This window comes from Quadrisphaera setariae (assembly GCF_008041935.1).
Classification (GTDB): domain Bacteria; phylum Actinomycetota; class Actinomycetes; order Actinomycetales; family Quadrisphaeraceae; genus Quadrisphaera; species Quadrisphaera setariae.
The window spans coordinates 159,457-182,697 of sequence record NZ_VKAC01000012.1; the positions used below are offsets into that span (position 1 = coordinate 159,457).

The 23,241-nt window shown below is 75.2% G+C and carries 22 protein-coding genes; 11 read left to right on the forward strand and 11 right to left on the reverse strand.

Translation table 11 applies throughout. The features are described from left to right. Window positions 1–535: 535 nt before the first annotated feature. The 7 genes from FMM08_RS18670 to FMM08_RS18700 form a co-directional block, all read right to left on the reverse strand. Window positions 536–934: a cytochrome c oxidase subunit 4 gene (locus FMM08_RS18670; RefSeq protein WP_147927891.1), complete on the reverse strand. Its 399-nt coding sequence runs from the start codon at window positions 932–934 to the stop codon at window positions 536–538. A 7-nt stretch (window positions 935–941) separates the two neighbouring features. After that, window positions 942–2,672, reverse strand: a complete 1,731-nt coding sequence (ctaD, locus tag FMM08_RS18675; RefSeq protein ID WP_147927892.1) for an aa3-type cytochrome oxidase subunit I — start codon at window positions 2,670–2,672, stop codon at window positions 942–944. Continuing rightward, complete coding sequence (gene ctaC, locus FMM08_RS18680) at window positions 2,669–3,574, reverse strand: aa3-type cytochrome oxidase subunit II (protein ID WP_147927893.1); 906 nt, start codon at window positions 3,572–3,574, stop codon at window positions 2,669–2,671. The genes ctaD and ctaC overlap by 4 nt, the downstream gene beginning before the upstream one ends. A gap of 265 nt (window positions 3,575–3,839) precedes the next feature. Next, window positions 3,840–4,583, reverse strand: coding sequence for a leucyl/phenylalanyl-tRNA--protein transferase (aat, locus tag FMM08_RS18685; RefSeq protein ID WP_255472591.1), 744 nt, complete (start codon window positions 4,581–4,583; stop codon window positions 3,840–3,842). Beyond that, the gene (locus FMM08_RS18690; protein ID WP_147927937.1) at window positions 4,562–4,912 is read right to left on the reverse strand and encodes a HesB/IscA family protein; all 351 of its coding nucleotides are present in this window, start codon (window positions 4,910–4,912) and stop codon (window positions 4,562–4,564) included. Before FMM08_RS18690 ends, aat begins: the two co-directional genes overlap by 22 nt. Window positions 4,913–5,014: 102 nt before the next feature. Next, the gene (locus FMM08_RS18695) at window positions 5,015–6,184 is read right to left on the reverse strand and encodes a glycerate kinase (RefSeq protein WP_147927894.1); all 1,170 of its coding nucleotides are present in this window, start codon (window positions 6,182–6,184) and stop codon (window positions 5,015–5,017) included. After that, window positions 6,181–7,602 (reverse strand): M20/M25/M40 family metallo-hydrolase, encoded by a 1,422-nt coding sequence (locus tag FMM08_RS18700; RefSeq protein ID WP_147927895.1) that lies wholly within the window; start codon window positions 7,600–7,602, stop codon window positions 6,181–6,183. The genes FMM08_RS18695 and FMM08_RS18700 overlap by 4 nt, the downstream gene beginning before the upstream one ends. Window positions 7,603–7,669: 67 nt before the next feature. On the opposite strand from FMM08_RS18700, the gene FMM08_RS18705 reads away from it, so the two are divergent. After that, a complete protein-coding gene (locus tag FMM08_RS18705; protein ID WP_255472595.1) occupies window positions 7,670–8,698 on the forward strand; it encodes a cation diffusion facilitator family transporter in 1,029 nt (342 codons plus the stop codon). A gap of 14 nt (window positions 8,699–8,712) precedes the next feature. Continuing rightward, window positions 8,713–9,312 carry a DUF3043 domain-containing protein gene (locus tag FMM08_RS18710; RefSeq protein ID WP_147927897.1) on the forward strand — a complete coding sequence of 200 codons (600 nt, stop codon included), beginning with the start codon at window positions 8,713–8,715 and terminating at the stop codon, window positions 9,310–9,312. Between the two features lie 16 nt (window positions 9,313–9,328). On the opposite strand, the gene FMM08_RS18715 is transcribed toward FMM08_RS18710, so the two are convergent. Beyond that, complete coding sequence (locus FMM08_RS18715) at window positions 9,329–9,571, reverse strand: hypothetical protein (RefSeq protein WP_147927898.1); 243 nt, start codon at window positions 9,569–9,571, stop codon at window positions 9,329–9,331. A gap of 36 nt (window positions 9,572–9,607) precedes the next feature. Between FMM08_RS18715 and FMM08_RS18720 the strand changes: the two genes are divergently transcribed. The 4 genes from FMM08_RS18720 to FMM08_RS18735 are packed head-to-tail and all read left to right on the forward strand — an operon-like array spanning window position 9,608 to window position 14,139. After that, window positions 9,608–10,237 carry a hypothetical protein gene (locus FMM08_RS18720; RefSeq protein WP_147927899.1) on the forward strand — a complete coding sequence of 210 codons (630 nt, stop codon included), beginning with the start codon at window positions 9,608–9,610 and terminating at the stop codon, window positions 10,235–10,237. Between the two features lie 7 nt (window positions 10,238–10,244). Further along, a complete protein-coding gene (locus FMM08_RS18725) occupies window positions 10,245–11,909 on the forward strand; it encodes an ABC-F family ATP-binding cassette domain-containing protein (RefSeq protein ID WP_147927900.1) in 1,665 nt (554 codons plus the stop codon). Continuing rightward, window positions 11,906–12,628 (forward strand): M50 family metallopeptidase, encoded by a 723-nt coding sequence (locus FMM08_RS18730; RefSeq protein WP_147927901.1) that lies wholly within the window; start codon window positions 11,906–11,908, stop codon window positions 12,626–12,628. Before FMM08_RS18725 ends, FMM08_RS18730 begins: the two co-directional genes overlap by 4 nt. Before the next feature lie 11 nt (window positions 12,629–12,639). Further along, entirely contained in the window at window positions 12,640–14,139 is a 1,500-nt protein-coding gene (locus tag FMM08_RS18735; RefSeq protein ID WP_147927902.1) for a leucyl aminopeptidase, read from the forward strand. Here FMM08_RS18735 and FMM08_RS18740 read toward each other — a convergent pair. Further along, window positions 14,136–14,486: a thioredoxin domain-containing protein gene (locus FMM08_RS18740; protein WP_222710941.1), complete on the reverse strand. Its 351-nt coding sequence runs from the start codon at window positions 14,484–14,486 to the stop codon at window positions 14,136–14,138. The genes FMM08_RS18735 and FMM08_RS18740 overlap by 4 nt on opposite strands. A 95-nt stretch (window positions 14,487–14,581) precedes the next feature. On the opposite strand from FMM08_RS18740, the gene lpdA reads away from it, so the two are divergent. From lpdA to FMM08_RS18755, 3 genes are read left to right on the forward strand one after another with little or no spacing between them, the layout of a single operon-like run. Next, entirely contained in the window at window positions 14,582–15,958 is a 1,377-nt protein-coding gene (lpdA, locus tag FMM08_RS18745; protein ID WP_147927903.1) for a dihydrolipoyl dehydrogenase, read from the forward strand. A gap of 55 nt (window positions 15,959–16,013) precedes the next feature. Then, window positions 16,014–17,897 carry a 2-oxoglutarate dehydrogenase, E2 component, dihydrolipoamide succinyltransferase gene (sucB, locus tag FMM08_RS18750; RefSeq protein ID WP_147927904.1) on the forward strand — a complete coding sequence of 628 codons (1,884 nt, stop codon included), beginning with the start codon at window positions 16,014–16,016 and terminating at the stop codon, window positions 17,895–17,897. 22 nt (window positions 17,898–17,919) lie between these two features. Next, window positions 17,920–18,810: a TIGR01777 family oxidoreductase gene (locus tag FMM08_RS18755; protein WP_147927905.1), complete on the forward strand. Its 891-nt coding sequence runs from the start codon at window positions 17,920–17,922 to the stop codon at window positions 18,808–18,810. A gap of 2 nt (window positions 18,811–18,812) precedes the next feature. Here the strand turns inward: FMM08_RS18755 and FMM08_RS18760 are convergent, their stop codons facing one another. After that, the gene (locus FMM08_RS18760; protein WP_187279856.1) at window positions 18,813–20,159 is read right to left on the reverse strand and encodes a protein kinase; all 1,347 of its coding nucleotides are present in this window, start codon (window positions 20,157–20,159) and stop codon (window positions 18,813–18,815) included. Between the two features lie 69 nt (window positions 20,160–20,228). Here FMM08_RS18760 and FMM08_RS18765 point away from each other — a divergent pair, with 69 nt between their 5' ends. Continuing rightward, window positions 20,229–21,536 carry an NAD(P)/FAD-dependent oxidoreductase gene (locus FMM08_RS18765; protein ID WP_187279857.1) on the forward strand — a complete coding sequence of 436 codons (1,308 nt, stop codon included), beginning with the start codon at window positions 20,229–20,231 and terminating at the stop codon, window positions 21,534–21,536. Here FMM08_RS18765 and FMM08_RS18770 read toward each other — a convergent pair. Continuing rightward, a complete protein-coding gene (locus tag FMM08_RS18770; protein WP_147927908.1) occupies window positions 21,493–22,539 on the reverse strand; it encodes a Gfo/Idh/MocA family protein in 1,047 nt (348 codons plus the stop codon). The genes FMM08_RS18765 and FMM08_RS18770 overlap by 44 nt on opposite strands. 32 nt (window positions 22,540–22,571) lie before the next feature. Here FMM08_RS18770 and lipB point away from each other — a divergent pair, with 32 nt between their 5' ends. After that, on the forward strand, window positions 22,572–23,237 hold the full coding sequence (gene lipB / locus FMM08_RS18775) for a lipoyl(octanoyl) transferase LipB (RefSeq protein WP_147927939.1): 666 nt from the start codon (window positions 22,572–22,574) through the stop codon (window positions 23,235–23,237). The last annotated feature ends 4 nt before the right edge of the window (window positions 23,238–23,241 follow it).

Below are 23,241 nucleotides of genomic sequence, written 5' to 3' on the forward strand. Positions count from 1 at the left end.
CGCCCTCCCGTGAGGGGCGGGTCCCGGAATTCCGGGACCCGCCCCTCACTGCGTTGAGGGTCCCCTCCAGCGTTCTCAGACGGTCGGCTCCAGAGTCCTGCCGGTGCGCAACCGCCCTTGCCTGCTCCTTCCCTCACCGCTCTCGTCCCTGGTCTCCCCCGCCCCCAGGATCTACCGCACGTGCCGCGGAAAGCGCGCCGCAGGCATCCCGGAAGCGCACGTGCGGCGGAGAGTGCGTGAGTGCGCGGCAGCCGCAGCTGACGGGGGCGTCAGATGCGCCCGCGAGCCCGCTCTCGGTCTGAGGAGGTCGCTCGGCTGCCGTCCCACGGCCTGCTCACCTCCGCCTTGCCGCACTCGCCACGGAGGGTGCGCCTCTCGGAACCCACCGAGCGCACGTGCCGCGGAAAGTGCGCCATGGCGCGTGACGGCCTCAGCCGCTCACCGGTCTTCCGCGGCGAAGCCCGCGGGGCGAGGAACGACGAGGGGCCCCGGAGCGTGTGCTCCGGGGCCCCTCGTCGTCAGGCCGTGACCGCCGTCAGTGGGCGTGCGCCCCGCGGTAGAACTCGAACAGCCAGCCGACCAGGCTGACCAGCGCGAGGATGCCTCCGAGCAACGACATCCACCAGCCGACCGCGAGGCCGCAGACGACCAGCGCGATGCAGAGGCCGATCGCCAGGGGCCACCACGAGTGCGGGGGGAACACGCCCTGCTCGCCAGCGCCGTCGGCGATCTCGCCGAAAGCGTCGTCCTCGGGGCGCGGGTCGATGCGCCGGGCCGTCAGCCACAGGTAGGCGCCCATGAGGCTCGCGAGGCCGCCCGTGAGGAAGAGGCACACCGTGCCGACCGGCTCCCAGCTGGAGAGCACGCCGTACACGACGGCCAGCGGGAGGAAGAAGAACGCCCCGCCCCCGAAGGTCCAGAACTCGGTCTTCACGCTCGTCTCACTTCCCGCGGAGGTCGGGCTCCCCGACCAGCTTGTCGAGCAGGTTCTGGTCCGGCGTCGCGCGGTCCGCCGCAGCCACCTCGGGGTGGTGCAGGTCGAACGCCGGCGACTCGCTGCGGATGCGCGGCAGCGACGTGAAGTTGTGGCGCGGCACGGGGCAGGCGGTCGCCCACTCCAGCGAGCGGCCGAAGCCCCACGGGTCGTCGACCTCGACCTTGGGCGAGCGGACCGCCTTGTAGACCGCCCACATGAACGGGATGAACGAGGCCGCCAGGATGAACGAGGCGATCGTCGAGAACTGGTTCATCCACGTGAACTGGTCGGTCGGCGAGTAGTCCGCGTAGCGGCGCGGGAAGCCGCGCACGCCCAGCCAGTGCTGGATCAGGAACGTGCCGTGGAAGCCCACGAACAGCAGCCAGAAGTGCCACTTGCCGAGCTTCTCGTCGAGCATGCGGCCGGTCCACTTCGGCCACCAGAAGTAGAAGCCCGCGAACATCGCGAAGACCACGGTGCCGAACACCACGTAGTGGAAGTGGGCCACCACGAAGTAGCTGTCCGAGACGATGAAGTCCAGCGGCGGGCTGGACAGGATGATGCCGGTCAGACCACCGAAGAGGAACGTGATGAGGAAGCCGATCGACCACAGCATCGGCGTCTCGAAGGTGATCGAGCCGCCCCACATGGTGCCGATCCAGTTCACGAACTTCACGCCCGTGGGCACCGCGATGAGCATCGTGGTGAAGGCGAAGAACGGCAGCAGCACGGCGCCCGTCACGTACATGTGGTGCGCCCACACCGCGACCGACAGACCGGCGATGGCGATCGTCGCGTAGACCAGTGACTTGTAGCCGAAGAGCGGCTTGCGGCTGAAGACCGGCAGGACCTCGCTGATGATGCCGAAGAACGGCAGCGCGATGATGTAGACCTCGGGGTGGCCGAAGAACCAGAACAGGTGCTGCCACAGGATGGCGCCGCCGTTCTCGGGGTTGAACACCTGCGCCTGGAAGATGCGGTCCGCGGCCAGCGCGAACAGCGCGGCGGCGAGGGCCGGGAAGGCCATGATCACCAGGACGCTCGTGATGAGCACCGTCCAGGTGAACAGCGACATGCGCCACATGGTCATGCCGGGGGCGCGCATGCAGATGATCGTGGTGATGAAGTTGACGGCGCCGAGGATGGTGCCGAAGCCGCTCATCGCCAGGCCGAGCACCCACAGGTCACCGCCGATGCCCGGGGTGAAGGAGTCGTCCGAGAGCGGGCTGTACGCGAACCAGCCGAAGCTCGCCGCACCTGACGGCGCGAGGAAGCCGGCCATGACGATGAGCGAGCCGAAGAGGAACAGCCAGAACGACAGCATGTTCAGGCGCGGGAACGCCACGTCTGGCGAACCGATCTGCAGCGGCATGATCGCGTTCGCGAAGCCGGCGAACAGCGGCGTCGCGAAGAGCAGCAGCATCACCGTGCCGTGCATGGTGAACAGCTGGTTGTACTGCTCCGCGGTCTGGACGACCTGGAGGCCGGGCTCGAACAGCTCCGCCCGGATGAGCAGCGCCATGACGCCGCCCATGAGGAAGAAGATGAAGCTGGAGATCATGTACATCGCACCGATGACCTTGTGGTCGGTGCTCGTGACCCACTTGACGACGATGCGGCCCATGGACTCGCGGTCGCTGACGGCGCGTGAGCGCGAGCCGGCGGCGACACCGCCGGCTTCGTAGTAGGTGGTCATCCGTTGCTCCCCTCAGCGTTCTGACCGCCGGCGTTCTCGCCCTGCTGGTCCTCGACCTGCTGGCCCCCGCCGGGGACGTTGCTGTCCTCGCCCAGGCTGTGCGCCGGGCCGATGTCCGGGCCGAGCCGGCCCACGTTGCCGGCACTCCGCAGCTGCGCCAGGTGCGCCTCGTAGTCGGCCTGCGAGACGACCCTCACCTTGAAGATCATCCGGCTGTGGCCCTCGCCGCAGAGCTCGGCGCAGCGGCCGATGAACGTCCCCTCCTTGGTGGGGGTGATGCTCATGTAGTTGGTGCGGCCGGGGATGACGTCCTTCTTGTAGGAGAAGGCCGGCACGTAGAAGTCGTGGATGACGTCCCGCGCGGTGAGGGTGAGCTCGACCTTCTGGTCCACCGGCAGGTAGAGCGTGGGGATGGTCCCCGGGGCGTCGAAGTCGAGCCCGTCAGGGGTCTCCTGCGCCTGGATGCCCGAGTCGAAGACCCCGGCGTCCGTGTAGTTGAAGTCCCACGCCCAGCGCTTGCCGACCACCTCGATGTTGACCGCGGGCTCCTGGTAGCGGTTCTCGAGGATGTGCTGGTCACGGGCGGTGAAGTAGAAGAGCACGCCGACCATGAACAGCGGCATGATCGTGAAGAGCATCTCGACCGGCACGTTGTAGCGCAGCTGGGGCGGGAGGCCCGCCTCGCCCTTGCGCCGCCGGAACTTCACGATGGCGTAGAGGATCAGGCCCCACGTGATCACGCCCACCACGAGGGCGGCGATCCAGGAGCCGACCCAGAGGTTCTGGGAGAGGTCTGTGGTGGTGGTGGCGCCGGCCGAGTCCGGCGGGAGCCATCCGCGCTTGACGTCCTCGTTGACGGCGGCGGTGCAGCCGGTGGTCACGAAGGTGGCCGATGCGGCCACGACGGCCCAGGCGACGGCCGCCCTGGCCGTTCCCGACCTGCTCCTCGATGTCCGCGTGCGGTGCTGCTGCGACACGTGCGCTCCTGCTCGTCTGGAGGCCCTGGTGCCACCCGCCGCGAGGGCGCCGCGGCGAGGACCCGGATCGACGGCACAGTACCGCGCGGGCACCCTGGCAGCCCCGACTGGGGCGGCGCCGCGACGCACCTGTGACCTGCCCCACTCGGCAGACGATCAGACGCAGGGTCACCAACCGGTCACGAGGGGCTCACCACACCGGAGGTGGGGCCTCCAGCGCAGCGCGCAGGCGCGCTCCGTACTCCCGTCGGCTGACCTCCACCACTCCCAGCGACGCCAGGTGGTCGGTGCGCCACTGCACGTCGAGGAGGCGGCGCGGGTCGCCGTCGCGCGAGAGCACCCGGACCAGCCGGACCAGCGCGACCTTGGAGGCGTCGCTGACCCGGGAGAACATCGACTCACCGGCGAAGAGCCCTCCGACGGCCACGCCGTACAACCCGCCGACCAGCCGCTCCCCCGGTTCCCCGTCCCAGACCTCCACCGAGTGCGCCCAGCCGAGGCGGTGGAGCCGCCCGTAGGCGCTCGCCACCTCCGGGGTGATCCAGCGGTGGGGACGGTCCGGGTCGGCGCAGCCGTCGACGACGTCGCCGAAGGCGAGGTCCACGGTCGTGGGCAGGCGCGCCGCCGACCGCCGCAGCGACCGGGAGACCCGCAGCCCGTCCAGCGGCAGCACCCCGCGGGGGTCGGGCGTCCACCAGCCGAGGGGGCCGGCCCCTCCCCCGCCCAGACCCATCGGGAAGAGCCCCGTGCGGTAGCCCGCCAGCAGCGTGGCCGGCTCGAGGTCGCCACCGGTGCCGGCCACCTCGCCGACGTCGTCACCGGCCTCCGCGGCGGCCTCCAGACGCGCGAGAGCCGCCACCAGCCCCGCGGCGAACGGGGACGGCGGCGGCTCCAGCGGGAGCGGCGAGGGGCTCAGTGGAACGAGTCGCCGCACGCGCAGCTGCTCTGCGCGTTGGGGTTGTCGATGGTGAAGCCCTGCTTCTCGATCGAGTCGGCGAAGTCGATGACCGCGCCCTCGAGGTAGGGGCGGCTCATCTTGTCGACGATGACCTCGACGCCGCCGAAGTCGCGGGCCGCGTCCCCGTCGAGGAAGCGCTCGTCGAAGTAGAGCTGGTAGATCAGGCCCGAGCAGCCACCGGGCTGGACGGCCACGCGCAGGCGCAGGTCGTCACGGCCCTCCTGCTCGAGCAGGCTGCGCACCTTCTCCGCGGCGACGTCGGTCAGCTCGACGCCGTGCTCCTTGGTGGTGGGCGTGTCAGCCAGTTCGGTCACGGGTCCTCCTCGGCACGGGTGCTCGTCACGAGCGTGTCTGCGGGTGCAACGCCGGGTGGGGCGGTGCTCTTCCCAGCGGGTCCGGGGACGAGGCTACGCCCGCCGGGGCCAGGTCAGGGCCACCTGGGCCGTCCGGGCGGCCAGCGCCGACGCCGGCGCCGCCAGGGACGCCTCGAGCTCGCGGGGGTGCTCCACCACCGCCTGGGCCAGGGCGAGGCCCCCGGCGGCCACCAGCGCGGCGTCCAGGCGCACCTGCCCGGCCACGACGACGACGGGCGTGCCGGCCGCCGTGCCGACCTCGGCGACCTGCGCGACGACCTTGCCCCGCAGCGACTGCCAGTCCAGGCACCCCTCCCCCGTGAGGAGGACGTCGGCGGCGGCCGCCCGCTGCGCCAGGTCGACGGCCTCCGCCACGGCCCGCGCCCCCGCCTGGCGGCGGCCGCCCAGCACGAGCAGCCCGTACCCCAGGCCGCCGGCCGCCCCGGCCCCCGGCTCCTCGGCCAGTCCGCGGGAGGTGGGGTCCGCCCCCTCGACGGCCTCGCGCCAGGCGGCCAGCGCCTCCTCGAGCACGTGCTCGTCGGCGGGCGAGGCGCCCTTCTGCGGCCCGAAGCCGTGCGCGGCCCCGTGCGGGCCGAGGAGGGGCACGTCGACGTCGGTGGCAGCGACCAGGTCCACGCCGGACCAGGAGGCGCGCAGGGCGGGCAGCCACGGCAGGTGCCCGGCCCGGACGCCGCGCAGGGCGCCGCCGCCGCGGGCCAGCAGGTGGCGCGACGCCCCGGCGCCGCCGGCGAGCGCTGCGAGCGCCCCCGCTCCCCCGTCGGTGGTGGCGCTGCCGCCGAGCCCCACCAGCACGCGCCCCGACCCCGAGGCCGGCAGCGCGGCGCGCGCGGCGGCGAGGAGCGCACCGACGCCCGCGGTGGTGGCGGCCAGCGCGTCGCGCTCGGCCGGCGGCCCCGGCGGGAGCAGCGCGGTGCCGCAGGCCAGCGCGGACTCGACGGCGGCCGTCGTCGTCGCGCCCTCCAAAAGCAGGACGGGCGCGCTGACGGGCTCCCCCAGCGGGCCCGTCGTCTCGACGAGCACCCGGCGCGACGCGGGCGCAGCTGCCTCGAGGACGTCGAGGAAGCCGGGGCCGCCGTCGGACAGCGGGCACAGGTCCACCTCGTCGCCCGGGCGGGCGGACAGCCACCCGTCCGCCAGCGCCCGCGCCGCCTCGGGGGCGGTGAGGGTGCCGGTGAAGCCGTCCGGGGCGACCAGGACCCTCATGCGAGCGAGTCGAGCAGCAGGGCCTCGGCCAGCAGGGCCCGCTCGAAGACGGCCAGCGAGAGCGACTCGTCGTGGCCGTGGGCGCGGGTGTCGGGGTCCTCCACACCGGTGACGAGGACCGTGGCGGCGGGGAAGGCCTCGACCAGCTCGGCGATGAAGGGGATGGACCCGCCCACGCCGGCGTGGACGACGTCGTCGGCGGAGGCCAGGCCCCAGGCGCGGGCCAGGGCGGCGCGGGCGGCGTCGTAGACGGGCCCGTCGACGTCCCCGGCGAAGGGCTGGCCGGACTCGTCGAGCTCCACCTCCACGTGCGCGCCGTGCGGCGCGGTGGCGAGCAGGTGGTCCCGCAGCAGCCCGAAGGCCGCCTCGGGCGCCAGGCCCGGCGGCACCCGCAGGGACAGGCGGGCGCGGGCGGAGGCGGCGAGCGTGTTCGAGGCCCGCTCGATGGGCGTGACGTCCACGCCGATGACGGTCAGCGCCGCCCGGTGCCACAGGCGCTGCGCCAGCGGACCGGAGCCCAGCAGCTGCACGCCGTCGAGCACCCCCGCGTCGGCGCGGAACCGCTCCTCGGTGACCTCGGGCAGCCCGGTCGGCTCGGGGCCGTCGGTGGGGCGCAGACCGGGCACGGCGATCGCGCCGTCGGCGTCGCGCAGGCGGTCCAGCAGCCGGACGAGCGCGGTGGTGGCGTCGAGAGCGGGACCGCCGTACATGCCGGAGTGCACGGCGTGGTCGAGCGTGCGGACGGTGACCGTGGCGTCCACCAGGCCCCGCAGGCTCGTGGTGAGCGAGGGGGTGTCGACCGACCAGTTGTCGGAGTCGGCGACGACGACGACGTCGGGCCCCGCCGAGCCCGCCCCGCCCGCGAGCGCCTCGCGGTGCTCGGCGAGGAAGGCGGAGAAGGACGGCGAGCCGACCTCCTCCTCCCCCTCGACGAAGACGACGACGCCGACGCCGTCCTGGGGCCCCCACGCCGGCAGCAGCGCGCGGAGCGCGCCGACGTGCACGAGCACGCCGGCCTTGTCGTCGGCGGCGCCGCGGGCGAAGAGGCGGCCGTCGCGCTCGGTCGGCTCGAAGGCGGGGCTGGCCCACCCCTCGGGGGTGCCGGGCGGCTGGACGTCGTGGTGGGCGTAGAGCAGCACGGTGGGCGCGCCGGCGGGGGCGGGCCGGCGGCCGACCACGGCGGGCATCCCCGGGCTGCCGTCGGGGCGGGCGGAGGACAGGACGACGACGTCGGGCAGGCCCGCGGAGCGCAGCAGCTCCACGACCGCGTCGGCGCTGCGGCGCACCTCGTCCGGGGAGGTCGCCGAGACGCTGGGGATCCTCACCAGTGCCTCGAGGTCGGCGCGGACCCCCGGCAGCACCTCGCGGACGGCGTCTTCCACACGGCTCGACGCGGAGCTCGACAGGGGGCTCGTCATGGGTCCCGACCGTACGACCGCTGCGGCTCGGCGCGCGGACCGGGCCGAGGCGGGCCATCCTCAGCGCGTGCCTGAGGACACCGAGAAGACCGGAGCCCGCCCCGGCGGCGAGAGCAAGGTCACCGTCCTCGTGGCCCTGGGGGCCAACCTCGCGGTGGCGGTGGCCAAGGGCGTGGCGGCGGTGCTGACGGGCTCGGCCTCGATGGCCGCGGAGACCGCGCACTCCTTCGCGGACACGCTGAACCAGGTCTTCCTGCTCATCGCGCTGAAGGGCAGCGCCAAGCCGGCCGACCGCGCCCACCCGTTCGGCTACGGCCGGGTCCGCTACTTCTGGGCCCTGCTGGCCGCCGGGTCGATCTTCGTGACCGGCGCGCTGTACTCCGCCTTCGAGGGCGTCCACGCGCTGACGTCGGGCGAGCACGACATCGAGTCGCCGCTCATCAACTACGTGGTGCTCGGCGTCGCCTTCGTGCTGGAGGGGGCCTCGCTGCTGCGCGGCCTGCAGCAGACCCGCGACGAGGCCCGCCAGCACCGGCTGGGGTTCCGGGACTTCCTGCGCACCAGCGACGACCCCACCGCCACCACCGTGGTCTTCGAGGACTCCGCCGCCCTCATCGGCCTGGTGCTCGCCGCGGCCGGCAACGCGCTGCACCAGGTGACGGGGCACGCGTTCTGGGACGGCATCGCCTCGCTGGCCATCGCCGCGGTGCTCGCCGGGGTGGCGCTGCGCCTCGGCCTGTCCAACAAGCGGCTGCTCACCGACGTCCAGGCCGACCCGCGCCTCGTGCGGGCCGTGCTCGTGCACCTCGGCGACGAGCCGGAGGTCGAGGCCGTGGTGGACCTGCTGACGTTGACCCTCGGGACGGACTCCGTGCTCGTGTGCGCCCGCCTCGACCTCGAGAACTCGCTGTCCGCCGCAGAGGTCGAGCGGGCGATGGTGCGCATCGGCGACGGCGTCCAGGAGGCCTTCCCCGACGTCGCCGAGGTCTTCCTCGAGCCGGTCCCCCGCCACGACCAGGGCGTGCGCGACCGGGTGAGGTCTCGCTACGGCGATCGGCTGGCCGAGTTCATGGTCCACGAGGCCAGCCGCTCTTGACCTACTCTTGACCCGTGTTCGGACGGACGAAGGAACCCCCCGCCGCTGCCCAGCCCGCGGAGCCCAGCGCTGCTCAGCCGGGCCAGGGCAAGGGCCGGCCCACCCCGACGCGCGCCGAGCGCGAGGCGGCCAACCGCCGTCCCCTCGTCCCGACCGACCGCAGGGCGGCCAGCGCCAGCTCCAAGGAGGCGCTGCGCGCAGAGCGCCGCCGCGTGCAGCAGGGGCGCATCAACGGCGAGGAGAAGTACCTCGCCCTGCGCGACCGCGGCCCCGTGAAGCGGTTCGTCCGCGACGTCGTGGACTCGCGCCGCAACCTCGGTGAGTACTTCCTGCCGTTCGTGCTCGTCCTGCTGCTCGTGCAGCTGGCCGTGAGCAGCTCGGGCAACAACGTGCTGTTCCTCGCGTCGTACGCGCTGCTCTACGTCGGCCTCATCGCCGTCGTCGTCGACTCCCTGCTCCTGCGCCGGAAGGTGCGCCGCCTGGTGGCCGCGAAGTTCGGTGACGAGGCGCTCTTCCGCACCGGCGTCGTCGGCTACGCCGTGATGCGCGCGCTGCAGCTGCGCCGCAGCCGCATCCCCAAGCCGCAGGTGACCCGGGGCCAGAAGGTCGCCTGAGCCGCTGGCGCCCGGGCTACTCGGCCGGGCGCAGGGGCATCGGGCCGTAGACCCGCACGCCGTCGCGCAGCAGCACCGCACCCTCCGCGCCCGCGGCGAGCAGGTCCCGCCACTGCAGGCCCACCCACTGCTCGGCGTCCGCCTGCGCGGTGAAGCCGGCATCGGGCTGGGCGGGCTCGGAGGGGCTCACGGCAGAGCCGTCGGCGTCCTCGAAGGCCCAGGTCCACCGGCTCAGGACCGGCGTCGGTGCGGCGCTCATGCGGTCACGCTAGATCGCCCTGCGAGGATGTCGTCCGTGGGGCTGGGAGGCGGGCCGAGCGAGGCCGACGACTACGAGTGGGTCGACCTCGCGGCGCTGCGCGCCCGCAGGCCCCGGCGGCCCGTGGCGGCGGAGCCCGCTGACCCCCTGGCTGACGCGCTGTGCGCCCTCCTCACCGACCGGCCGCTGTGGCTGTCGCTGCCCGTGCGGCGGGTCCTCCTGGTGGACCTCGACAACCTGCGCGCCGGCCCGGCGCGGTGGCGGGCGCGCATGGCCGCCGTCGTGACCCTGGCCCGCCAGGCCGACAGCGCGCACCTGGCCGGGCAGGCGGGGGCCGTGGAGCGGGCCCGCCCCCACCTGGCCGAGTTCGCCAGCCGCGCCGTGCCCGTGGCGGACGGATCCGACGTGGCCGACCACGTCCTGCTCGAGGCCGCCGCCGCCGACGCCCGCACCGCCCTGGACGCCGGGGAGGACGGGCCGCAGGTGCTCGTCGTGAGCAACGACGGCATCTTCGCCGCGCTCGCCGAGACCGGTCCGCTGCTCGTGCTCTCCCCCGGGGTCGACGCCCTGTCCGACCGCCTCGACGACGCCGCCACCGACGTGCTGGACCTGTCCGGCCTCGAGGCCGACGTGATGTCCGACGTCGCCGCGGAGCTGCCGGCGTGATGCGCCGGTGAGCGCGACCCTCGTCGCCCGGGGCCTGTCGGCCGGGCACGCCGACCGCACCCTCTTCACCGGGCTGGACCTCGTGGTGGCCCCCGGCGACGTCGTCGGGCTCGTCGGCGCGAACGGCGCCGGCAAGTCGACGCTGCTGCGGCTGCTCGCCGGCGAGGACGACCCCGCGTCCGGCTCCGTCGCACTGTCCCCGCCGGGCGCCGCCGTGGGCCACCTGCCCCAGGAGGTCGACCGGCGCCCCGGGGAGACCGTGGCCGAGCACCTGGCGCGCCGCACCGGAGTGGCCCGTGCGCAGGAGCAGCTCGACGCGAGCCTGGCGGCGCTGGAGCGCGGCGACGCCGGCTCCGACGACGCCTACGCCGCGGCGTTCGAGCGGTGGATGGCCCTCGGCTCCGCCGACCTGGAGGACCGCGTCCCGGCGGTGCTGGCCGACCTGGGCCTGGACGTGCCCACCGATGCCCTGATGACGTCCCTGTCGGGCGGGCAGGCGGCGCGGGCGGGGCTGGCGGCACTGCTGCTGTCGCGCTTCGACCTGCTCCTGCTCGACGAGCCCACCAACGACCTCGACCTCGCCGGCCTCGCGCGCCTGGAGCGGTTCGTGGCCGAGCAGCGCGCCGGCGTCGTCGTCGTCAGCCACGACCGCGAGTTCCTCACCCGCACCGTGACGACCGTGGTGGAGCTCGACCTCGCCCAGCAGCAGGTCGGCGTCTACGGCGGCGGCTACGAGGCCTACCTCGAGGAGCGGGCCGTGGCGCGACGTCACGCGCGCGAGGCGTACGACCAGTTCGCCGACACCAGGGCCGGTCTGGAGGAGCGCGCCCGCACGCAGCGCGCCTGGATGGACAAGGGGGTCAAGAACGCCGTCCGCAAGGCGAAGGACCCGGACAAGGTCTCCAAGGCGTTCAAGCGCGAGTCCACCGAGAAGCAGGCCGCCAAGGCCCGCCAGACCGAGCGCCGCATCGAGCGCCTGGAGGTGGTGGAGGAGCCCCGCAAGGAGTGGGAGCTGCGCTACTCCATCGCCGCCGCGCCCCGCGGGTCGTCAGTGGCCGCGGTGCTGTCGGGCGCGGTGGTGCGCCGCGGGGGCTTCCAGCTCGGACCGGTGAGCGCCCAGGTGGACGCCGGCGACAGGATCGGCATCACCGGTCCCAACGGCGCCGGCAAGACCACGCTCCTGGCTGCGCTGCTCGGCCGCGCCGAGCCGGCTGAGGGCACCGCGTCGCTGGGGGCCAGCACGCTGGTCGGCGAGGTCGACCAGGCCCGCAGGTCGCTGGACGACGACGACGACGACGGCGGCCGGCGCGGCGCTCCCCTGCTCGACGCCGTGCGCGCCCAGCTCCCCGACGACCCGCCTCCCGCAGAGGTCCGCACGCTGCTGGCGAAGTTCGGGCTCAAGGGCGACACCGCGCTGCGGCCGGCGGCCACGCTCTCGCCGGGCGAGCGGACCCGCGCCGCGATGGCGGTGCTCCAGGCGCGGGGCGTCAACCTGCTCGTGCTGGACGAGCCCACCAACCACCTCGACCTGCCCGCGATCGAGCAGCTCGAGGAGGCCCTCGAGGCCTACACCGGCACGCTGCTGCTGGTCAGCCACGACCGGCGGCTGCTGGAGGCGGTGCGCCTGACCCGCCGCTGGCACGTCGAGGCCGGGCAGCTCACCGAGACGTGAGCTGGCTCGAACAGGCGTGGTCGCGGGCCACGGCGCTGGCTCCAGCGCTCCCCGTGGAGACGGCCCTGGCCACCGGGCTGGTGGCGCTGGGAGTGGTCGCGTGGCGGCCGAGCTGGCGGGCCTGGCGGACGGCCCTGGTGCTGGCCCACGAGGGCGGGCACGGGGTGGTCGCGGCGTTGGCCGGCCGGCGCCTGCGCGGCATCCGCCTGCACCCCGACGCCTCCGCGGTGACGGTGTCCGTGGGGCCGGCGCGAGGGCTCGGCGTGGTCGCTGTGCTTCTGGCCGGCTACCCGGCTCCGGCGCTGGTGGGGCTGGGCGCGGCGGCGCTGCTGGCCGCGGGACGCCCCGCGGCCGTGCTCTGGGCGGTGCTGCTGGCGCTGGCCCTGCTGGCGGTGCAGGTGCGCGGGTGGCGGGCCGTCGGTGCGCTGGCCGCCACCGCCGTCCCGGTGGGGGTGGTGACCTGGTGGGCGCCGGCCCCTGCGCTCCAGGCCGTCGCGGCGCTGCTGGCGTGGGGCCTGCTGCTCGGCGCGCCGCGCGGCGTGGCCGAGCTGGCGCGCTCGCGCCGCACCGGTCGCGGTGGTGGGCGCAGCGGCAGCGACGCCGACCAGCTGGCCCGGCTCACCGGCGTGCCGGGGCTGCTCTGGGTGGGTCTGTTCGCGCTGGCGACGACGGCCGCGGCCGTCTGGGGCGGGTCGCTGCTGCTGGGCCTGCCGCACTAGGTTGGTCTGGCGTGACCGACCTGCGCGCCTCGACCACCGCCCCCGCCCGCGCCAAGGCTGACGCGCTCGTGCTCGCCGTGGCCCCCGGGCCGCAGGTGCTGGGGGCGGAGTCGCTCCCCCGCCCGCTGCGGTCCGCGCTGTCACCTGAGGCGCTCACCGCCCTCGGCGTGAGCGGGAAGGCCGACGAGGTGCTGCGCCTGCCCGGTGGCGAGTCCGTGCGCGCCGCCGTCGTCGTCCTCACCGGCACCGGGCCGCTCGACGAGGAGGGCGCGCCGGGCGCGGAGCAGCTGCGCCGCGCTGCGGGCGCCGCCGCCCGCTCGCTGGCCGGCGTCGCCTCCGCCGCGCTGGCCCTGCCCGCCGACGACCTCGAGAGCGCCGCGGCGGTCGCGGAGGGCGCCCTGCTCGGCGCCTACGCCTACCGCGCCCAGCGCGCCCGCACCGCCGAGAGCTCGAAGCCGCCCGTGGCGTCGCTGGAGCTGCTGACGCCGCTGGCGCGCGACCGCGAGCTCGCGGCGCGCGTCGAGCGGGCCGCCGTGCTCGCCGACGCCGTGTCCAGCGTGCGCGACCTCGTCAACGCGCCGCCGAACGAGCTCTACCCCGAGACCTTCGCCCAGGCGGCGCGCGACGCCGCGAAGGGCACCCGGGTCAAGGTCACCGTGCTCGACGAGGAGGCGCTGGCCGCCGGCGGGTACGGCGGCATCCTCGGCGTGGGCCAGGGCTCCGAGCGCCCGCCGCGCCTGGTGAGGGTGGAGCACGCCCCCTCGCGTCCCAAGGCCCACCTCGCCCTCGTGGGCAAGGGCATCACCTTCGACTCCGGCGGTCTGTCGCTCAAGCCGCCGACCGGCATGGTGACCATGAAGTGCGACATGGCCGGCGCCGCCGCCGTGCTGGCGGCGGTGGTGGCCGCCGCCCGGCTCGACCTGCCCGTGCGCGTCACCGGCTGGCTCGCCCTGGCCGAGAACATGCCGTCCGGCACCGCCCAGCGGCCCTCCGACGTGCTCACCACCTACGGCGGGCGCACCGTCGAGGTGCTCAACACCGATGCCGAGGGCCGCCTCGTCATGGCCGACGCCCTGGTCGCAGCTGGCGAGGAGCAGCCCGACGCCCTCGTCGACGTCGCCACCCTCACCGGCGCCCAGGTGGTGGCCCTCGGGTCGCGCGTCAGCGCCGTCATGGGCGACGACCTCCTGCGCACCGCCGTGCTGGCCGCCGCCGAGCGCGCCGGGGAGCAGTTCTGGCCGATGCCGCTGCCGGAGGAGCTGCGCGCCTCGCTCGACTCCCCCGTGGCCGACATCGCCAACATCGGCGACCGCAACGGCGGCATGCTCGTGGCCGGCCTCTTCCTGCGGGAGTTCGTGCCGGCAGGTCCGGACGGCGAGCGCATCCCGTGGGCGCACCTCGACATCGCCGGCCCGGCCTTCAACGAGCACGGGCCCCACGGCTACACCGGCAAGGGCGGCACCGGGCACGCGGTGCGCACCCTCGTGGCCCTCGCAGAGGACCTGGCCTAGAGCCCGCCCTCCTCGCGGCGCTTGCGGGCCGTCCACTCCCGCATGCGCTGCGGGTAGCCGGTGAGGTTGACGTCGTAGACCGGGATGCCGGCGCGGCGCGCGAAGTCGCGCGCCGTCGCCGGGTCCGGGACGCGCCGGCGCGTCCACTCGCCGTCCTGCGCGACGAGCACCACGGTGGTCGGTGTGACGTTGGTCGCAGGCTCCACGTAGGCCTCGACGCCGGTGCGCGTGGCGGCGAACTCCGCCAGGTGGGCCGAGTCCGGCCCACCCCCGCGGCGTCCCCCGCGACCAGCGGCGGGAGGTCGGGACGAGGAGCGGCCGAGGCCCAGGCGCTTGAGCAGACCCACGCGGCACACGGTAACGGCGTCTGGGAGCATGGCGGGTGAGCGCGGCGCGGCAGGGATGCCGCCGTGCCGCCGACACGCGAGTGGAGGAGCATCTGGTGGCCGAGTCTGTCTACGACGTCGTCATCCTGGGCGGTGGCAGCGGCGGGTACGCGGCGGCCTTCCGGGCGGCCGAGCTCGGGCTGAGCGTCGCCCTGGTCGAGAAGGACAAGCTCGGCGGGACCTGCCTCCACCGCGGCTGCATCCCCACCAAGGCGCTGCTGCACGCCGCTGAGGTCGCCGACGCGACCCGCGAGAGCGAGCAGTTCGGCGTCAAGGCCACCTTCGAGGGCATCGACATGCCGGCCGTCAACAAGTACAAGGACGGCACCATCGGCCGCCTGTACAAGGGCCTGCAGGGTCTGGCGAAGGCCCACAAGCTCACCCTGGTGGAGGGCGAGGGCAAGCTCGTCACCCGTGACACCGTCGAGGTGGACGGCCAGCGGTACACCGGCAGGAACGTCGTGCTCGCCACCGGTTCCTACTCGCGCTCGCTCCCGGGCCTGGAGCTCGGTGGGCGCGTCATCACCAGCGAGCACGCGCTCCAGCTCGACCACGTGCCGAACAGCGTGATCATCCTCGGCGGCGGCGTGATCGGCGTGGAGTTCGCCAGCGCCTGGAAGTCCTTCGGGGCCGACGTCACCATCGTCGAGGCCCTGCCCCGCCTGGTCCCGGTCGAGGACGAGGCCGCCTCCAAGGCCCTCGAGCGCGCCTTCCGCAAGCGCAAGATCGGCTTCAAGACCGGCGTCCGCTTCTCCGGGGTCACCCAGGACGACTCCGGCGTGACCGTCTCGCTGGAGTCCGGCGAGCAGCTCACGGCCGACTACCTGCTCGTGGCCGTGGGCCGGGGCCCCGTGACCGCCGGCCTCGGGTACGAGGAGCAGGGCGTGGAGGTCGAGCGGGGCTTCGTCATCACCGACGAGCGCCTGCGCACCGGCGTGGAGGGCCTCTACGCCGTCGGCGACATCGTCCCCGGCCTGCAGCTGGCCCACCGCGGCTTCGCGCACGGGGTCTTCGTGGCCGAGCAGATCGCCGGCCTCAACCCGGTCCCCGTGATCGACTCCGGCATCCCGCGCGTCACGTACTGCGACCCGGAGATCGCGTCGGTGGGCCTGTCGCAGAAGCAGGCCGAGGAGGCCTACGGGGCCGACCAGGTCGAGTCCCTCGAGTACAACCTCGCCGGGAACGGCAAGAGCCAGATCCTCGGCACGCAGGGCTTCGTCAAGCTCATCCGCCGCAAGGACGGGCCGATCGTGGGCTTCGTGGCCGTCGGCGCCCGGATGGGCGAGCAGGTGGGCGAGGCCCAGCTGATCGTCAACTGGGAGGCGCTGCCCGAGGAGGTCGCGCAGCTGGTCCACGCGCACCCCACCCAGAACGAGTCGCTCGGCGAGGCGCACCTGGCGCTGGCCGGCAAGCCGCTCCACTCGCACGCCTGAGCCCGGGTCCCCCGGCCAGCCCGAGCTCGACCCCACCCCTCGAGGAGACACACCCATGCCGTCCGTGGAGATGCCGGCTCTCGGCGAGAGCGTCACCGAAGGCACCGTCACCCGCTGGCTCAAGAACGTCGGCGACACCGTCGAGGTCGACGAGCCGCTGCTCGAGGTATCGACCGACAAGGTCGACACCGAGATCCCCTCGCCCTTCGCGGGCACCCTGACCGAGATCCTCGTCGCCGAGGACGAGACCGCCGAGGTCGGCGCGAAGCTCGCCGTCATCGGGGACGCGTCCGAGGGCGCGTCCTCCGGCTCTGACGGCGGCCAGGCCGCCACCGAGTCCGAGCAGGCCCCTGAGCCCGCGCCGAAGGCCGAGCAGCCGGAGGCGGAAGCCCCCCAGGCCGAGACCCCGAAGAGCTCGGGCTCGTCGTCCGGCGGTGGCGACGGCCAGGCCGTGACGATGCCCGCCCTGGGCGAGTCGGTCACCGAGGGCACCGTCACGCGCTGGCTCAAGAGCGTCGGCGACACCGTCGAGGTGGACGAGCCGCTGCTGGAGGTCTCCACCGACAAGGTCGACACCGAGATCCCCTCGCCCTTCGCGGGCACGCTCTCCGAGATCCTCGTCGCCGAGGATGAGACCGCCGAGGTGGGAGCGAAGCTCGCTGTCATCGGCGGCTCGGGCGGCTCAGCCAGCTCCGGTGGGGGTGACGAGGACCGCGCTGCCGGCTCGCTGGCCGACGAGGTCCAGGAGCGGGAGAAGGCCGAGCAGCAGGCGCTGGAGGCCGAGTCCAGCTCGTCGTCGTCGAAGCAGCAGTCGTCCTCCACGCCGTCCCAGGCGGACGTGCCGGACCGGCAGGTCGCTCCCGAGGCGCCCGCCAGCGCCAGCGGCGCCGAGCAGGCCAGCGAGGACTACAACAGCCCGGCCCCGCAGACCGGTGGTGGCGTCACGCCGCCGGTGGCACCCAGCAGCACGGCCCCGAAGGCCCCGGCCGACGTGTCGGCGTACGTGACCCCCCTGGTGCGCAAGCTCGCCGCCAGCGAGGGCGTGGACCTGACCACCGTGACCGGCACCGGCGTGGGTGGGCGCATCCGCAAGGAGGACGTGCTCAAGGCCGCCGAGGCCGCCAAGGCGAAGGCCGCCCCGTCGTCGCAGTCGGCTCCCGCCGCCTCGTCGTCGGCTGCGTCGTCGGGGTCGAAGGCCCCGGCCGCTCCGAGCATCTCCGCCAAGCGCGGCACCACCGAGAAGATGAGCCGCCTGCGCAAGGTCATCGCGCAGCGCATGGTCGAGTCGCTGCAGGTCTCCGCGCAGCTGACCACCGTGGTGGAGGTCGACGTCACGCGCATCGCCAAGCTGCGCGAGCGCGCCAAGGACGCCTTCAAGGCCCGCGAGGGCGCGTCGCTGAGCTACCTGCCCTTCATCACCCTGGCCACGGTCGAGGCGCTGAAGCAGTACCCGCAGGTCAACGCCAGCATCGAGGGCGAGTCGATCGTCTACCACCCGCAGGAGAACATCGGCATCGCGGTCGACACCGAGCGCGGCCTGCTGGTGCCCGTGGTCAAGGACGCCGGCGACCTCAACCTCGCCGGCATCGCCCGCAAGATCGGCGACCTCGCCAAGCGCACCCGCGACAACAAGGTGACGCCGGACGAGCTCGGCGGCGGCACCTTCACCATCACGAACACCGGCAGCCGCGGCGCCCTGTTCGACACCCCGATCATCAACCAGCCGCAGGTGGCCATCCTCGGCACCGGCGCCGTCGTCAAGCGGCCCGCGGTGGTGACCGGGCCGGACGGGGACGACGTCATCGCCGTCCGTTCGATGATGTACCTGGCGCTCTCGTACGACCACCGCCTGGTGGACGGAGCGGACGCCGCTCGCTTCCTCGTGGCGCTGAAGACGCGTCTCGAGGACGGCGCGTTCGAGGCCGAGCTCGGCCTCTGAGCCGGGCAGGAGCAGCAGCAGCGTGAGGATCGTCGCGGCCGGCGCGTCCGGCATGATCGGGCAGCCGCTCGTCCGCTGGTGGCGCGGCGCCGGCCACGACGTCGTCACGCTGGTGCGCCGGGCTCCCACCGCACCCGGTGAGGTGCAGTGGGACCCGGCGTCCGGCCGGCTCGACCCGGCCCTGCTGGGCCGGGTCGACGCGGCGGTGAACCTCGCTGGCGCGGGCGTCGGCGACCACCGCTGGACGGAGTCCTACCGGCGGACCGTGGTGGAGTCGCGCACGTCGTCCACCGCGACCCTCGCCCGGGCGCTCGCCGCCCTCGACGAGCCGCCGCAGGTGCTGCTGCAGGGCAGTGCCATCGGCTACTACGGCGACCGCGGCGACGAGCCGCTCGACGAGTCCTCCAGCGCGGGCGAGGAGTTCCTCGCCCGGTGCTGCGTGGCCTGGGAGGCGGCCGCCGCCCCGGCACGCGCCGCTGGCATCCGCACCGTCTCGCTGCGCACGGGGCTCGTCATGGCCTCCAGCGGCGGGGCCTTCGGCCAGGTGCTCCCCCTGGTCCGCCTGGGACTGGGCGGCCCGCTGGGCTCCGGCCGCGACTGGTGGTCGTGGATCTCGCTCGAGGACGAGCTGCGCGCCATCGACCACCTCCTGCACGCGGAGGTGTCGGGACCGGTGAACCTCGTGGCGCCTGACCCGCGCCCCAGCGGCCAGATCATCAAGGAGTTCGCTGCGGCGCTGCACCGCCCCGCCGTGCTCCCCGTGCCGGCCGCGGCGCTGCGCGCGGCGCTGGGCGGCTTCGCCGAGGAGGTCCTCGCCAGCCGGCGACTGGCCCCGAAGGCCCTGCTCGAGAGCGGGTTCCGCTTCAGCCACCCCGACCTGGCGTCCGCGGTCCGCTGGACGCTGGCCCACTGAGCTCACGCCGTCTCGGCGACCTTCCACCTGCCGCCGTCGAGGTGCAGCAGGAGGCGTGAGGTGACGGGGCCGCTGTCCGGCACGTCCGCGACCTGGTCACCGGTCGTGATGCGGTGCGCGCTGGTGCGCGTCACCACCCGCACCCAGGCCTGCGAGCCCTGCCGGTGCTCCACCAGCGCCGACACCACCTGCGTGGAGGCACCCTCCACCCTGCTGCCGGCCAGTTCGTCCAGCAGGGCCGCGTCGGCGCGGGCAGGCGCTGACCCGGCCACGTCCACCGCGTCGAGCAGCTCGGGGTCGTGCTCGACCACGGCCCGCAGCCGCAGCGCCGCGAGGGCCGCGACGGCGGCGGCGGGGTCGTCACCGGCCAGGCGCGCGTCCGGACGGGGCGCGGCGCCCAGCGCGGCCGCGCCGCCGGTGACCAGGGCGAGGGCCAGCAGCCCACCCGCCCAGCGCAGCGGGTGGCGCGACAGGTGCGCGCGCAGCCGTCCGCGCCGGGCGGACTGGCGGTCGTGGCTGCCCCCGACCTCGACGCGCGCCGCGGTGCGGCGGATGCGCTGCGTCACCAACGCGCCCTGCGCGGCCGCCGGCGGGCGGGCCGCCCCCAGGGGCACCGGGCGCACCGCCTCCCAGCAGGCGCGGGCGAGGTCCTCGGCGCGCGGAGCGGCCGCCTCCTCGGCGTCTCGCGCCGCGCGCAGCAGCGCGACCAGGGCGTCCCGCTCGTCGTCCTGAGGGGAGGGGGTGCCGGCGGGCCCCAGTGCCTGCAGGCCGAGCGCCGCCAGTGACCGCACGTCGCCAGGAGGTGTCGGAACCGGCGGGCGCGGTCGGGCACCGGTGGAGCGCTGGCGCAGCTCCCTGCGGCGCCGTCCCTCCGGCACCGCAGCACGCGCCCCGCCCCAGCCGAGCAGGAGCGGCAGGCCGCCGCCGTCGAGGAGGACGCCCTCGGCGCAGACCTCGCCGTGGACGAGGCCCTCCTCGTGCAGGCAGGCGAGGGCGCTGCCCAGCCCCGCCACCAGCAGCGCCACCTCCCCCGGCGCCAGCGCCGTCCGCTCGCCGAGGAGGTCCGCCAGCGAGCCACCGGCAGCGGGGCCCAGCACCTGCACCGCGCCCTCCCGGCAGCGCACCACCCTGAGCAGAGCGGCGACGTGCGGGTGCGCGAGGCGCCGGCGCAGGGAGGCCTCGTCGAGCCCCGCGACCGGCCCGGTGCCGCCGGCGGGACGGACCCGCTGGACCACGACGTCGCGCCCGTCCTCGTCGAGGGCCCACCAGGCGGTGGGGCGTCCGGGGACCGGCGGCGCCACGGGGGTGCCCACGAGGAGACCGGGCACCTGCGGTGCGGAGGGGATCACGGGCTCACCCTGCCCGGCCGTCGGCGCGTCCCGCTGGCGCCGGCGGCCCGCCTGTGGACAACTGGTGCCGTGGATCACGGGCTCGACGCGGTGGTGGTCGGTGCCGGCCTGGCGGGGCTGGCGTGCGCGCTGCGGCTGGCCGAGGCCGGCGCGGGCGTGCTCGTGCTGGAGTCCGGCGACGGGCCCGGGGGCCGGGTCCGCACCGATGACGCCGGCGGCTTCCGGGTGGACCGCGGGTTCCAGCTCGTCAACCCCGCCTACCCGGCGCTGCGCCGGGTGCTCGGCGAGGGCGGACTGGCCGAGCTGGCCCTGCAGCCGTTCGGCGCGGGCGCCGCGGTGGCCAGCGGCCGCCACCACCACCTCCTCGGGGACCCGCGACGACTCCCCGCAGCCGCGCTGCCCTCGCTGCTCGCGCCGCTGGGGTCGCCGCGGGAGAAGGCGGCGTTCCTCGCGTGGGCGCTGCGCGCCGCCACCGCGGACCCCCGCAGCGTCCGTGACGGCGCCGACGAGCCGCTCGCCAGCGCGCTCGACCGCGCCGGCGTGCGCGGGAAGCTGCGCACCGGCGTGGTCGACCCCTTCCTGGCGGGCGTCCTGGGCGACGACGAGGGCCGCACCTCGGCGTCCTTCGCGCGGCTGGTGGTGCGCTCGTTCGTGCTGGGGACCCCCGGTGTCCCGCCGGACGGCGTTCAGCGCCTCCCTGACCTGCTCGCCGGTCGGCTGGCAGCCCTGCCGGGCACCGAGCTGCGCCTGGGCACCGCGGTGGAGGAGGTCCGTGCCGGCGCCGGCGGGGTGCGGGTGCGCACCGCGGACGGCGAGCTCACCGCGCGCACCGTCGTCGTCGCCACCGACCCCTGGGCCGCCCAGGACCTGCTGCCGGGGCTGGAGGTGCCCGCCCCCCGCGGCCTGACGACGTTCTGGCACGAGGCGCCGGAGCAGCCGGCGCGCGGGTCGCGGGCCCGGCTGCTGCACCTCGACGGGGACCGGCGCGGCCCGGTGGTCAACAGCGCCGTCATGACGGCCGTCGCCCCCGGCTACGGGCCGACCGGCCGGCACCTCGTCGCGAGCACGGTCCTCGGTGCCGGTCCGGGCGACGGGCCCGGGCTGGAGCCGGTGGTGCTCCGCCAGCTCGAGCACCTCTGGGGCCAGGGGACCGCCGACTGGGAGCTCGTCGCCACCAGCGCGGTGCCGCACGCGCTGCCCGCGCTCCTGCCGCCGCTGCGCGCCCGGCAGGACCCGGCGCTCGGCGACGGCGTCTTCTTGGCCGGCGACCACCGCGACACCGCCAGCCAGCAGGGTGCGCTGACCTCGGGCCGGCGCGCGGCCGGCGCGGTGCTCAACGCGCTGGGCCTGCGCCCGCCGGCGCCTGCGGCAGCGTGACCACCCGGAGCTCGGCGGCGCTCGTGCGGGCGGCGTCGAGCACCTGCGCTACGTGCATCGTCTCGCGCGGGGGCACCGGGACGGCCGCCGGGTCCCCGGCACGCACCGCGGCGGCGACGGCGCGGTAGAAGTCGGCGGGCTCCCCCGGCGCGGTGGGCACCGGACGGCGCTCGGCGCCGGCCACTACCCAGCCGGTGCAGCGGGGTGCGTCGGTGAAGCCGGAGAACGCCGCGGGCTCGCCCTCGAAGTCGGTGACGACGTAGGCGCCCGACGTCCCGAGCAGGCGCGTGCGCGGTCCTGGCGCTCCCACCAGCGACCCGACCGCGAGGTGGGACCGCACGCCGCTGGCGTGGGTCAGGGCGAGCACGGCGTCGTCCTCGGACGGCGTCGTGCGCGCCGCCAGCTCGGCGTAGACGGCGCTGACCGGCCCGAACAGGTCGACGGCGGCGTCCACCACGTGGCTGCCCAGGTCGAGCAGCAGCCCGCCGCCGGCCTCAGCGGGCGCGTTCTCGCGCCAGCGCTGCTTGGGGACCGGGCGCCACCGCTCCCAGCGGCGCTCGAAGCGGTAGGGCCGGCCCACCTCACCGCGCTCCAGGAGGCGACGCAGGGTGCGGTGCTCGTCGGAGTGGCGGCGGTTCTGGAACGTGGTCAGCACCGTCCCGGCGCGCTCGGCGGCCTCCACCACCCGCTGCGCCTGCGGCGCGTCCACCGCGAGGGGCTTGTCGACGACGACGGCGAGGCCCGCGGCCGTGCAGGCGATCGCCTGCTCGGCGTGCACGCCGGACGGGGAGGCCAGGACGACGACGTCCACCGCGGCCGTGCCCAGGTCGAGCAGGGCGTCGAGGTCGGGAACCACGCGCGCGCCGGGCAGGTCCGAGCGGACGGCGGCGCTGCGGACGGCGTCGCGGGTGGCCACCACCGCCACCTCCGCGCCAGCGGCCCGCAGCAGCGGGACGTGGAAGGAGCGACCGGAGTCGCCGTACCCGACGAGGCCCACGCGCACCGGACTACCCTAGGCCGGTGCACCAGGGCCCTGTGGTGGAGCGGGTCGGCGGCGTCGGAGCCGGCGGCCTCGTGGAGTACCTCCAGGCCTGGGAGCTGCAGCGCAGCGTCCACGCCGACGTCGTCGCCGGTCGCCGGGGTGACGCCCTCCTGCTGCTGGAGCACCCTCCGGTGTTCACCGCCGGCAAGCTCACCGAGCCCGCCGACAGGCCGGTCGGCGACGGCGCGGGCAGTGCCGCACCTGTCATCGACGTCGACAGGGGCGGGCGGATCACCTGGCACGGACCGGGCCAGCTGGTCGGGTACCCGGTCCTGTCGCTGGCCGGCCGCATCGACGTGGTCAAGCACGTGCGCCGGGTGGAGGAGCTGCTCATCACCGTCTGCGCGGACCTCGGCGTGGTCGCGGAGCGCGTCAGGGGCCGCAGCGGCGTGTGGGTGGAAGGGCGCAAGGTCGCGGCGATCGGCATCCGCGTGGCGCAGTCGGTGACCATGCACGGGTTCGCCCTGAACTGCGACAACGACCTCGGCGCCTACGGCGCGATCGTGCCGTGCGGCATCGCCGACGCCGGCGTGACGACGCTGTCCGCGGAGCTCGGCCGGGAGGTCACCGTGGCGGAGGTGCTGCCGCTGGTGGAGCGGCACGCGCTGCTCCTGGACCCCGCCCGCGAGCCTGGCGAGGTCGAGCGCGTCGCAGGTTGAGACG